Source organism: Sinorhizobium sp. 8-89 (genome assembly GCF_030124325.1).
GTDB lineage: Bacteria > Pseudomonadota > Alphaproteobacteria > Rhizobiales > Rhizobiaceae > Sinorhizobium.
This window is the reverse complement of record NZ_JASKLR010000020.1, coordinates 83,408-96,156: the sequence shown is the minus strand read 5'-3', so window position 1 is coordinate 96,156 and position 12,749 is coordinate 83,408. Positions and strand designations below refer to the sequence as shown.

General features: G+C 62.9%; 7 protein-coding genes and 1 pseudogene. 5 read left to right on the top strand and 3 right to left on the bottom strand.

All coding sequences use genetic code 11. The annotated features are described in order from the left end of the window. A pseudogene (locus QN219_RS26410) lies at window positions 1-418 on the bottom strand (two-component sensor histidine kinase); the annotation flags it as partial. Window positions 419-645: 227 nt separating this feature from the next. On the opposite strand from QN219_RS26410, the gene QN219_RS26405 reads away from it, so the two are divergent. After that, the gene (locus tag QN219_RS26405) at window positions 646-1,974 is read left to right on the top strand and encodes a dicarboxylate/amino acid:cation symporter (RefSeq protein WP_284003136.1); all 1,329 of its coding nucleotides are present in this window, start codon (window positions 646-648) and stop codon (window positions 1,972-1,974) included. A 158-nt stretch (window positions 1,975-2,132) separates the two neighbouring features. On the opposite strand, the gene QN219_RS26400 is transcribed toward QN219_RS26405, so the two are convergent. Together QN219_RS26400 and QN219_RS26395 are read right to left on the bottom strand one after the other, a co-directional pair. Beyond that, window positions 2,133-3,053, bottom strand: coding sequence for a response regulator (locus tag QN219_RS26400; protein WP_284003133.1), 921 nt, complete (start codon window positions 3,051-3,053; stop codon window positions 2,133-2,135). After that, complete coding sequence (locus tag QN219_RS26395) at window positions 3,046-6,423, bottom strand: ATP-binding protein (protein ID WP_284003132.1); 3,378 nt, start codon at window positions 6,421-6,423, stop codon at window positions 3,046-3,048. Before QN219_RS26395 ends, QN219_RS26400 begins: the two co-directional genes overlap by 8 nt. 369 nt (window positions 6,424-6,792) lie before the next feature. Between QN219_RS26395 and QN219_RS26390 the strand changes: the two genes are divergently transcribed. The 4 genes from QN219_RS26390 (at window position 6,793) to urtC (ending at window position 12,745) form a co-directional block, all read left to right on the top strand. Next, window positions 6,793-7,758 carry an ATP-dependent DNA ligase gene (locus QN219_RS26390; RefSeq protein ID WP_284003130.1) on the top strand — a complete coding sequence of 322 codons (966 nt, stop codon included), beginning with the start codon at window positions 6,793-6,795 and terminating at the stop codon, window positions 7,756-7,758. A gap of 730 nt (window positions 7,759-8,488) precedes the next feature. Beyond that, the gene (gene urtA, locus QN219_RS26385) at window positions 8,489-9,781 is read left to right on the top strand and encodes an urea ABC transporter substrate-binding protein (RefSeq protein WP_173511796.1); all 1,293 of its coding nucleotides are present in this window, start codon (window positions 8,489-8,491) and stop codon (window positions 9,779-9,781) included. Between the two features lie 175 nt (window positions 9,782-9,956). After that, complete coding sequence (gene urtB, locus QN219_RS26380; protein WP_284003128.1) at window positions 9,957-11,573, top strand: urea ABC transporter permease subunit UrtB; 1,617 nt, start codon at window positions 9,957-9,959, stop codon at window positions 11,571-11,573. Next, window positions 11,570-12,745, top strand: a complete 1,176-nt coding sequence (gene urtC, locus QN219_RS26375) for an urea ABC transporter permease subunit UrtC (RefSeq protein WP_284003125.1) — start codon at window positions 11,570-11,572, stop codon at window positions 12,743-12,745. Before urtB ends, urtC begins: the two co-directional genes overlap by 4 nt. Window positions 12,746-12,749 lie beyond the last annotated feature (4 nt).

The window sequence follows — 12,749 nt, the reverse complement described above, 5'->3', positions numbered from 1 at the left end:
TCGGCTCGCGCCAATTGCTGGCGGCGACCGCGATGCCGTCCAGCCTGATCAGATAGACGACCGCGGCGCCGGCACTTGTGGCAAGCTCCTCCAGCTTGCGGTTGATCTGGTCGAGCGAACGCGCGTCGGGCGACAGGAGCGACTGGCGGATCGCCGTGTCGTCGGCGAGCACCAGAGGCAGCGCGCGCTGTTTTTCGACGACGGCGCGCAACAGCGCCGCCTTGAGGCTGGCGTCGATCCGGCTCTGGTCGGCCAAGGCGCGGAGCGCCTCCGAGCGGCCGTACTCGCCGGCTGCGAGAAAGCCGAGCGAAAGGAGCGCGAGCGCAACCACGGTAAAGGCGAGCCAGAGTCTCCGGGCGCGACGCTGAAGAATGCCGAGTTCATTTTTGTCGGGAACAGTCATCGCGGCATTGTGCATCTTTTCGCTCAGCGTGCCAATTCATCTGTGCGGATTTCCGCTCATCCAGGCGTGAGTTCTCCAACGGTCAAATATAAACATATTGAGAATCAAGACGTTATTCGTGCGCGTCGAATCTGGCACGCCCGTTGCAACTACCTCCGCATGGCAGCCGGGTGCTGTCGTTCTTCGGAAAATGGCCTGGGAGGCCCGGCGCGTTGCCGGACTAGGCCCTCGTGGAGGATATCATGATCATCGAACATTCCGCGGAGGTCCGCGGCAAGACACCCCTGTATCGGCATCTCTATGTCCAGGTCCTCGCGGCGATCGCCGCAGGCATTCTGCTCGGGCATCTCTATCCGGATATCGGCACGGAGCTCAAACCTCTCGGCGACGCCTTCATCAGGCTCGTCAAGATGATCATCGCGCCGGTCATCTTCCTGACGGTTGCGACCGGTATTGCGGGCATGACCGATCTTGCCAAGGTCGGGCGCGTCGCCGGCAAGGCGATGATCTACTTCCTGACCTTCTCGACGCTCGCGCTCGTCGTCGGTCTCGTGGTCGCGAATGTAGTCCAGCCTGGTTCCGGCATGCATATCGACCCGGCCTCGCTCGATATGAAGGCGGTCACGACCTATACGGAAAAAGCACATGAGCAGTCGATCACCGGCTTCCTCATGAACATCATTCCGACGACGCTTGTCGCGGCCTTCGCCGATGGCGATATCCTGCAGGTGCTGTTCATCTCCGTCCTGTTCGGCATCGCGCTCGCCATGGTCGGTGACAAGGGCCAGCCGGTGGTCGACTTCCTGCATGCGCTGACGTCGCCGATCTTCCGCCTGGTGGCGATCCTGATGAAGGCCGCCCCGATCGGCGCGTTTGGCGCCATGGCGTTCACCATCGGCAAGTACGGCGTGGCGTCGATCGCCAATCTCGCCATGCTCATCGGCACCTTCTATCTCACCTCCTTCCTCTTCGTCTTTCTCGTGCTCGGCGCAGTGGCACGCTACAACGGCTTCTCGATCGTCGCCCTCATCCGCTACATTAAGGAAGAACTGCTGCTCGTGCTCGGAACCTCCTCGTCGGAAGCGGCGCTGCCGGGCCTTATGAACAAGATGGAGAAAGCGGGCTGCAAGCGGTCGGTCGTCGGCCTCGTCATTCCGACCGGCTATTCCTTCAACCTCGACGGCACGAACATCTACATGACGCTTGCCGCGCTCTTCATCGCGCAGGCGACCGATATTCCGCTCTCCTTCGGCGACCAGATCCTGCTGCTGCTCGTCGCCATGCTGAGTTCGAAGGGGGCTGCCGGTATCACCGGCGCTGGCTTCATCACGCTCGCCGCAACGCTCTCCGTCGTTCCGGCCGTGCCCGTCGCCGGCATGGCGCTGATCCTCGGCATCGACCGTTTCATGTCGGAATGCCGGGCGATCACCAACTTCATCGGCAATGCGGTCGCCACCATCGTCGTGGCGAAGTGGGAAGGCGAACTGGACCGCGGGCAGCTTGCTGCCGTGCTCGGCGGCGAAACCCCCGCCGTCGAAACGATCCCGGCGGTCGTCCAGCCCGCCGAATAGGTTGCCTCCCGGGCAAGCCTGCACGCAAGTGCAGTTTGGCGCGGTCTGTTTTCGCAGACCGCGCTTTTTTGTCCGCCTCAGGGGTGGAATGATGGCCGGCAGGCCAGAAGGGGTAAAGCACCGGCAATCCCCCGGACTCTTTTTTTGAGAAGGTCAAGTCAGATCCCGTGCAGGACCTGCGTCGCCTTGACCGCCGCGGAGGCGCGGTTTTCGACGCCGAGTTTCACGTAGATCTGTTCGAGATGCTTGGTGACGGTGCGGGCGCTCAAGCCGAGGATCTCGCCGATGTCGCGATTGGATTTGCCCTTGGCGATCCACAGCAGCACCTCGGATTCGCGCTGCGTAAGCAGGAAATGCTGGCGCAACATCTCGTCGTCGTTCATGCCGTTTTCGGCGGTCAGGCGGAAGAGGTATTCGTTGGAGCCGATGGCGCCGAGATAGGAAATCTGCAAGCCCGTCTGGCCCGCCTGCTGCAGCGTGAAGCTGGCCTGACCGGAGCCATGCTTTTCGCGCTGCCGCATCCATTCGGCGATGCGGGTGGTCACCACCGCAAGCCCGTCGTCGCTGCCAGTGGCGGCATTGACGAGGCGCGTCGCCTGCGGCGTCGACCAGCGGACGCCGCCGTCGCCGCGCACGGCAAGCAGGTGCCGCCCGGCCGCATCCAGCGCAACCCGCGCGCTCTGGGCGGAACGCGCATTGGAAAGGTGGACGCGGATGCGGGCCCTCAGCTCGTCGATGTTGATCGGCTTGGTGAGATAGTCGACGCCGCCGGCTTCCAGCGCGCGCACCACGTGCTCCGTTTCGGTGAGCCCGGTCATGAAGACCACTGGAACCTGGGTGACGGAGGCGTTCGCCTTGAGCCTGATGCAGGTGTCGAAACCGTCCATGCCAGGCATCACTGCATCGAGCAGGATGATGTCGGGGGTGATGCGGTCGGCAATATTCAAGGCGGCGTTGCCGGACGTGGCGATCAGCACGGAGAAGCCGGACTGTTCCAGCGCTTCAGTCAGGAAGCCCAGAGCCTCTGGCGAATCGTCGACCAGCAGAACGATATCGCGCGGATTGGCGGGTTCAGCCACGCGTGTCGACCTCCTCTGCCGTCAACCGCCTCAGGAAGACGTCGTAGCCCGAAAGATCGAAGGCACGCACATAGGCGCGCACCGCCTCGGCAAAGGCCTGGTTCTCCGGATTCACGGCAATCTCCGTCAGCTTCGCCTCGATGCCCCTGACGTAGCCGATTTCGCCGAGCCGGATCAATTCCTCCAGGTGATGATGTCCGGGATTGGTCACAGGATCGGTGCTGCCGCTGGCGTTCTTGCCGTCGTCCTCATGAATCCATTCGAGGCCGAGATGGATCGCCAGCTTGTCGAGGAGTTGGCGGACGCCAAAGGGCTTGGCGAGCGTGTCGTTGTGGCCGCCTGCGGCGCCGGCGGTCGATCCATCGCCGATATTAGCCGACAGCATGATCGCCGGTGCCGTCTGGCCGCCTTCACGCAATCGCGTCACCAGTTCCCAGCCGTTCATGCCCGGCATGGAGATGTCGATCAGGAACAGGTCGGGTTTGATGTCTTCGATGAGCGTCAGGCACTCCTGGCCGCCTGCCGCCGCCAGCACCACGAAATCGAGCGGAACCAGCACTTCGCGCATCAGATCGCGATGATCCTCGTTGTCGTCGACGACGACGATGGTGCGGCGCGCGCCCTTGTAGGATCGGATCCGGCGTACCGGGTCGTTGAGCGCCGCTGGCCGGTCGACGGCGGAGAGCATCAGGCGGATCCTGAAGGTTGTGCCCTTGTCCTTTTCGCTGATCACGGAGATTTCGCCGCCGAGCGTCTGCGTCAAGAGGCGCGTGATGGTCAAGCCAAGCCCGAGTCCGGGCATGCGATGTTCAGCCTCGCCGCGCTGGAACGGATCGAAGATTCGCGGCAGGTCCTTGTCGCTGATGCCGCGGCCGCTGTCCTCGATCATGAAGGTGGCAACCTGATTGCGGTAGCCGATGTCGAAACGGATGCGGCCGCGTTCGGTGAACTTCAGCGCGTTCGACAGGAGATTGACGAGGATTTGTCTCAGCCGCTTCTCGTCCGCGCGCACGTATCGCGGCAGTGATGCCACACGGTTGTGTTCGAAGGCGATGCCCTTGGCCTGGGCCTGCGGGCGGAACATGTCGACGATCTGGTCGAGGAAATCGTGAATGTTGATCTCGTTGGAATAGACCTGCAGCTTGCCAGCCTCGATCTTGGAGATGTCGAGCAGGCCGTCGATAAGACCAGAGAGGTGATCGGCGCTGCGCTTGATCACTTTGATCGCCCCCTGCCTTGAGGGCGGTATGGTCTCGTCGCGTTCGAGGATCTGCGCATAGCCGAGCACGGCATTGAGTGGCGTGCGCAGTTCGTGGCTCAAGCCCACGACATAGCGGCTCTTCGCGCGGTTTGCCGCTTCCGCCGCCTCCTTGGCGTTCTGAAGCGCCGCGTCGGTCTTCTTGTGCGCGGCGATCTCCTTCAGGAGCAGCGTGTTCTGGCGCGAGGACTCTTCCTCCGCGACCACGCGGCTGTCATGGGCGAGCACATAGAACCAGCAGACGACGCCGGCGAAGATCGCAAAGACAAAGAAGACGATCGCCACCGTCCGCTCCACGACGGCGGCGGTCTCGGGCGAGGCGGCGGTCGTCTGATGAGCGATCATCGCGAGAATGATGCCGATGCCGGTGATCGAGAGGATGGCGGAGATCGCGTAGCGGCCGAGCCTCGTGGCGAGCTTCGCGGTCACCGCCTCTGGCAGGATCATCTTTGCCACGGTAGCGACCTGCGTGTTCAGCCGCGCCCTCGGTTTGCACATGTCGTGGCACCGGCTGTCGAGCGAGCAGCAGAGCGAGCAGATCGGCGCGGCGTAGGCCGGGCACCAGGCCATGTCTTCCGGCTCGAACGGGTGCTCGCAGATCGAGCAGGCGATCTCGCTTTCGCGAAACCAGCTCTTGCGGGGCTTGCGGGCGAGATAGAATTTGCCCTCCGTCCACCAGGCGATCAGCGGCGAGACGATGAAGGCGGTGACGAGCGCGATATAGGGTGCAAGTGAGGCGGCGATATCGCCGAGGGCGCCGAAATGGGCTGTCAGCGCGAGAACCGCCGAGATACCCATGGTGCCGAGGCCGACGGGATTGATGTCGTAAAGATGAGCGCGCTTGAACTCGATGCCGGGTGGCGAAAGTCCGAGCGGTTTGTTGACGAAGAGATCGGCCGAAATCGTGCAGAGCCAGGCCATGGCGATGATCGAGAAGATTCCGAGCGTTTCCTCGAGCAGGCGATAGATGCCGAGCTCCATCAGCAGGAGCGCGATCGCGACGTTGAAGACCAGCCAGACGACACGGCCGGGATGGCTGTGGGTGAGGCGCGAGAAGAAATTGGACCAGGCGAGCGACCCGGCATAGGCGTTCATCACGTTGATCTTCAGCTGCGAGATGACGACGAAGGCGACCATCAGCAGGAGTGCGGCCGTATCCGACGGAAAGATGTAGCCGAAGGCGGTGTAGTACATCTGCGCCGGATCGGCGGCGCGCGTCGACGGCACGCCGGCGCTGAGCGCCAGCACGACGAGAAACGATCCCGCCAGCAGCTTCGGCGCCCCGACGATCACCCAGCCGGAACCCGCGAGAAAGACGGCGATGCGGTGATGCAGCTTCTTCTGGCCGTCGGGCGGCAGGAAGCGGAGAAAATCGACCTGCTCGCCGATCTGCGCCATCAGCGCGAAGATCACGGCCGAGGCGGCGCCGAATTCGACGAGATCGAACGGCGCGACAGTGCCCGAAGGACCGGAAGCATGGTGGATGCCGGAATAGGCAAGCCAGAGCCCCACTTTTTCCCAATCGGCGAACGCGATGAAGGCGAAGGGCAGAATGTTCAGCACGATCCAGAAGGGCTGCGTCATCAGCTGGAACCTGCTGATGAGACGGACACCGTGGGTCACCAGCGGGATCACCACGACGGCGCTGACGATATAGCCGATCCACAACGGTATCCCGAGGGCAAGCTCCAGTGCCCCGGACATGATCGACGCCTCGATCGCGAAGAGTATGAAGGTGAAGCTCGCATAGATCAGCGACGTGATCGTCGAGCCGATATAGCCGAAACTGGCGCCCCGGGTCAGAAGGTCGATGTCGACGCCGTGGCGGATGGCATAGCGGCTGATCGGCAGGCCTACCAGAAGGATCATCACGCTCGCGACCAGGATCGCCACAATCGCGTTCGTCGTGCCGTAGGACATGGTGATAGCGCCGCCGATCGCTTCCAGCGCCAGGAAGGAAATCGCGCCGATCGCCGTCTGCGAGATGCGCTCGGAGGAAAAGCGCCGCGCGCTTTTCGCTGTGAAGCGCAGGGCGTAGTCTTCGAGCGTCTGGTTGGCGACCCAGCGATTGTATTCTCGTCGAACGGGAATGATGCGCTGGCGTGCCGCCATGGTGCCTCGTGTCTCTCGGATTGCCGGTCGCAAACCGCCAGCCTCTTTTTCGTAACACAGACGATCGCCCTGCGAAATTGCTGCATTGCGGGAAATCGATCGCGCGCCGTGTCGGTCGGCTGTCGGGTTGGCTTGCCGAGAGGCGGCACCCGCTCAATTTCGGGTCGCAGGCGGAACCAACCTCTGCGACCAAGGTTTCGTGCCCGTTCGACCTCGATCGAGGAGTGCCGCCATGGCCAGGAAGCCTGCTGGGCCAGACAAAAAGAAACCCCATTCAGGACCATGAGCCGAGCCGCGGCGAAACAGGCATTGCAGAACCTCGCGACGGCGGAGAACCCTCCGTCAAGCGGAATTAGGGGGAGATGGACGATGGCTCTGCCCACGCGTGAAGGACCAACAAAGCGGGCCGGGACGTCGCGGTCGGCCCAAGAGGCAATAGCCGCCGGCGGCTTTGTGCTGCCCGTCAGCACCGCGCCGATGGAGGCGCGTTCGGCGCAGGGGCTCCCGGCCGACGGTGCATGGCAGTACGAACCGAAATGGGACGGCTTCCGCTGCCTTGCCTTCAAATCCGGCGAAGAGGTCGATCTCAGGGCGAAATCCGGCAAACCGCTGGGCCGCTTTTTCCCTGAGGTTGTCGCTTTGTTGCGCGGGCTGGACGCCGAACAATTCGTGGTCGACGGCGAACTGGTGATCGAAGTCGACGGCCGACTCTCCTTCGACGCGCTGCAAATGCGGCTGCACCCGGCGGCAAGCCGCGTCCAGAAGCTATCGAGAGAGACGCCAGCCAAGTTCATCCTGTTCGACATGCTGGTCGCCACGGACGGCGCGGTCCTCACCGGCAGGCCGCTCGGTGACCGGCGAGCCGCGCTCGAAGGCTTCGCCGCCGAGAACGCCATTGCGGAAAGGCTCGAGCTTTCGCCCTTCACGCTCGACCGGCACGAGGCCGAGCGCTGGCTCACCTCGTGGGAAGCGGGCGCCACCGACGGGATCGTCGCGAAACGCCGCGAAGGCGCCTATGAATGTGGCGAGCGAGCCATGGTGAAGGTCAAACGCCTGAAGACGGCCGACTGCGTCATCGGCGGCTTCCGCTACGAAAGCGACAGCGCTCTGGTCGGCTCCCTCTTGCTTGGTCTCTACGATACGGACGGAACGCTCAATCATGTCGGCTTCACCGCGACGATCTCCGACAAGGAGCGACCGCCGCTGACCCGCCGGCTCGAGGCCTTGCGCGAACCACCGGCTTCACCGGCAAGGCACCGGGCGGTCCAAGCCGCTGGAGCAGCGAGCGTAGCGGCGAATGGGAGCCGGTTCGGCCGGAACTCGTCGTCGAGGTAAGATTCGACCACGTCAGCAACCGGCGCTTTCGCCACGGTACCAAACTGATGCGCTGGCGGCCGGACAAGGATCCGCGCCAGTGCACCTATGAACAGATCCTGCCGCGTTAAAGGATGGGAAGCGGCGCCGCGGTGACCGCACTTTCGGAGGGGTGTGATCCAGTCTCTCGCAAAAAAAGCGATACGCGTAGTTGAGGCCCTGCTGTTTGCAGCCGCCTCGCTTGTCCACGCCGGCATCGTTGATTGCGGCAGTACTGATGCTCGGCCTCCTCGGTTGCATCGGGATGCCAAAGCGGGCACGCGCCATCGCCCTCGCAGTTCAGGTTTTTTTGCGTTTTTCGGGACATTGGGTCGGCGCTTTAACCACGCCGTGGGCGTCGGTCGGCAGACTGCGATCGATAAGACATGCCACGTCATTCTGCTCGTGGTTCTGGTCGCTGGGCTCCTCGTGATGTTCAGATCCGTATGCGTCGAGCATGGAGCGCCCTGAAGGCTCGGGCAGCTTGTCAACGGCGAACGGAGCCCACGTTGGGTTCGCTTCCTCCTTCCCCCCGCCGCCTACGTAGAATGACGTATGTGCAGCGCAGCGAGACTGGCGGATGATCGCGTCCGGGAATGGGAGCGGGATGCGGGCGGAAGACCGCTTCACACTTTTCGATCCCACTCCCGGCAACGGCAAAGAATAATCACCGCCCCCGTTGCGGCGACCAGAACAAGAGGGGTTCAATCCGATGACTATCAGGGCACGCGTTTGCGGCGCATTCCTTGCTGCCGCCCTTTCGACGACCGCGTTCAACGGCGCCTTTGCGGCGGATGACACGATCAAGGTCGGTATTCTTCATTCGCTTTCCGGCACCATGGCGATCTCCGAAACGACGCTCAAGGACGCCATGCTCATGCTGATCGATGAGCAGAACAAGAAGGGCGGGATTCTCGGCAAGAAGCTGGAGGCGGTCGTCGTCGACCCGGCTTCCGATTGGCCGCTCTTTGCCGAAAAAGCGCGCGAGCTGATCTCCGTCGACAAGGTTTCGGCCGTCTTCGGCTGCTGGACTTCTGTGTCGCGCAAATCCGTCCTGCCGGTCTTCGAGGAACTGAACTCGATCCTCTTCTATCCGGTCCAGTACGAGGGTGAGGAAAGCCAGCGCAACGTCTTCTACACCGGTGCGGCGCCGAACCAGCAGGCGGTCCCCGCCGTCGACTATCTGATGGAGAACGAAGAGGTCGAGCGCTGGGTGCTCGCCGGCACGGACTACGTCTATCCGCGCACCACCAACAAGATCCTCGAAGCCTACCTGATCTCCAAGGGCGTGAAGCCCGAGGACATCATGATCAACTACACGCCCTTCGGTCATTCCGACTGGCAGACGATCGTTTCCGACATCAAGAAGTTCGGCTCGGCCGGCAAGAAGACCGCCGTCGTCTCGACGATCAACGGCGACGCCAACGTCCCCTTCTACAAGGAGCTCGCCAACCAGGGCATCAAGGCCGAAGATATTCCGGTCGTCGCCTTCTCCGTCGGCGAGGAAGAACTCGCCGGTCTCGATACCGGCCCGCTCGTCGGCCATCTCGCCGCCTGGAACTATTTCCAGTCGGTCGACAATCCGGCCAATGCCGAATTCATCAAGACCTGGAAGGCCTACACCAAGAACGACAAGCGCGTGACCAACGATCCGATGGAAGCCCACTATATCGGCTTCAACATGTGGCTGAAGGCGGTCGAAAAGGCCGGCACCACTGACACCGACGCCGTGCTCGATGCGATGGTCGGCATCTCGGTGCCGAACCTCTCCGGCGGCTATTCCACCATGATGCCGAACCACCACATCACCAAGCCGGTGCTGATCGGCGAAATCCAGTCGGACGGCCAGTTCGAAACCGTTTGGGAGACGCCCGGCCTGGTCGTCGGCGACGAGTGGTCGGATTACCTGCCGGATTCGAAGGACCTGATCGCCGATTGGCGGGCACCGATGTCCTGCGGCAACTTCAACATCGCCACGGGCAAATGCGGCGGCAAGGGTTCCTGATTTCATGACGAAGCACTTGCTCTCGAAAAAGACCATGTCGGCCTTCTTCGACAATCTCGTTTCATGACGAACCGATAGATCGAAATACTCTCCGTCCGAAAGCGTCCATTCGGACGGAGGGGCATTTTCACCGATGCCGCGCCGCGAACCGACGCGGAAACCGTGCGAGGGGCGAATGTATCGCATCTTACAAACCGTGCTTGTGGCCCTGATCCTTTTGACCGCGATTCCGACCGCAGGGCTGAGGGCGCAGGAGCCGTTGCGCGACTTGGTGAATGCGCTTGGTACGGCGAAGCTCTCCAACATGGACGAACATATCGCGGCACTCGCAAAGAGCGGCGATGCCAAGATCGTGCCGGTCCTCGAAGCGCTCGGCGACGGCAACCTCTATGCCCGCAAGGCCGATGGTCAGGTGTTTCTCACGCGTGAAGACGGGGCGAACCTGACGCTGACCGATCCGCTTTCCGGCGAGAGCGTCGGGGAGACGCCGAAGGGGGCGCTGCAGAAGATCAAGGTCAATAACAGCGTGCGCCGCGCCGTGCGCGCCGCGCTCGGCGGCTTGACGCTGCTGAGCCCCGATCGCAACCAACGCTTCAAGGCCGCGCAGTCCATCTTGCAGGCGCCCAACGCGGACTCGCTCCGGACCATCGAAAACGCGCTCGCCGCCGAGAAGGATGCGGCCATCCGCGCGTTGCTCGAACAGGCGCGCGCGACGGCGATCCTCACCTCCGACCGTCCCCGTGAGGAGAAGCGACAGGCCGTTGAAATCCTGAAACAAGGCGGCAGCCGCGAGGCGCTTTCCATTCTCTCGACCGCCCTCGGCACGGCGGACGAGACGTTGAAGCCCGACATCGAGGCGGCGCTCGCCAGCATCGAGCAGAGCGAGGCGCTCTGGGCCGCCGGCCAGAATGTCTGGTACGGGCTTTCGCTCGGCTCGGTGCTGCTGCTCGCGGCAATCGGCCTTGCGATCACCTTCGGCGTCATGGGCATCATCAACATGGCGCATGGCGAGATGGTGATGCTCGGCGCCTATACCACCTTTCTCGTGCAGGAGATCGTGCGCACGTCCTTTCCCTGGCTCTTCGACTGGTCGCTGGCGATCGCACTGCCGCTCGCCTTCCTCGTTACCGGCGCCGTCGGGCTGGCGATCGAACGGGGCGTCATCCGTTTCCTCTACGGCCGCCCGCTTGAAACGCTGCTTGCCACCTGGGGCATATCGCTGATTCTGCAGCAGGCGGTCCGTTCGATCTTCGGTCCCACCAACAGGGAGGTCGGCAATCCGTCGTGGATGTCTGGCGCGTTCGAACTCGGCGGGTTGACGATCACCTGGAACCGTCTCTGGATCATCGTTTTCGCGCTCACCGTCTTTGCCGGCCTGCTCTTCCTCCTGAAGAAGACACCATTGGGCCTCCAGATGCGCGCGGTCACGCAGAACAGGCGCATGGCCTCCTCGATGGGCATCCGCACGCCCGTGGTCGATGCGCTCACTTTCGCGCTTGGCTCGGGCATCGCCGGCATGGCGGGCGTGGCGCTCTCGCAGATCGACAACGTCTCGCCGAACCTCGGCCAGGGCTATATCATCGACAGCTTCATGGTCGTGGTCTTCGGCGGCGTCGGCAATCTTTGGGGCACGCTCGTCGGCGCCTTCTCGCTCGGCATCCTCAACAAGTTCCTCGAGCCCTATGCCGGCGCCGTGCTCGGCAAGATCCTCGTGCTCGTGCTGATCATCCTCTTCATCCAGAAGAGGCCGCGCGGGCTGTTCGCACTCAAGGGCCGGGCGGTGGAAGCATGATCACCTCTTTCCTCATCAAGTCTCTCGATCGCACGATCATCATCGCCGTCGCGATCCTGCTCGGCCTCGCGCTTGTCATTCCGGCGCTCAATCTCCTGACGACGCCGGATCACCCGCTGCACGTGCCGACCTATCTCGTTTCGCTCATCGGAAAATATCTGACCTACGCGCTGCTGGCGCTGGCACTCGATCTTGTCTGGGGTTTTTGCGGCATTCTTTCGCTCGGCCACGCCGCCTTCTTCGCGCTCGGCGGTTACGCCATGGGCATGTATCTGATGCGCCAGATCGGCGCGCGCGGTTCCTACGGCAATCCGCTCCTGCCGGATTTCATGGTGTTCCTCAACTGGAAGGAACTGCCCTGGTTCTGGTACGGCTTCGACATGTTCTGGTTCGCGGCGCTGATGGTCGTCGTCGTGCCGGGCCTGCTTGCCTTCGTCTTCGGCTGGTTCGCCTTCCGCTCGCGGGTCAACGGCGTCTATCTGTCGATCATCACCCAGGCGATGACCTACGCGCTGCTGCTCGCCTTCTTTAGGAACGACATGGGTTTCGGCGGCAACAACGGGCTCACGGATTTCAAGGACATTCTCGGCTTCAACATCCAGGCGGACGGAACCCGCGCCGCGCTCTTCGCGGCATCGGCTCTGGCACTCGCCGGTTCGCTTGTCATCACGTCAGGGATTGTGCGCTCCAAGTTCGGCAAGGTGCTGGTGGCGCTGCGCGATGCGGAAAGCCGCACCCGCTTCCTCGGATACCGCGTGGAGCATATGAAGCTCTTCGCCTTCACCGTCTCGGCGATGATGGCCGGTGTCGCCGGCGCGCTCTACGTGCCGCAGGTCGGCATTATCAATCCCGGCGAGTTCGAACCCGGCAATTCGATCGAGGTGGTCATCTGGACCGCGGTCGGCGGTCGCGGCACGCTGATCGGCCCGATCATCGGCGCCATCCTCGTCAATGGGGGAAAAAGCATCTTTACCGCCGCCTTCCCGGAGTTCTGGCTCTTCGCGCTGGGCGGGCTCTTCGTGCTCGTCACGCTGCTCATGCCGAAGGGCATTGTCGGCACGGCACAGCACCATCTTGCCCGACGCCGCTCCTATCGCGAGGCCGCGCGGAAGGAAAGAGTAAGCGCCAAAGAGGCAGGCCTGCCGGCTGCAGAAGCGATGGCTGCGGAGTGATCGT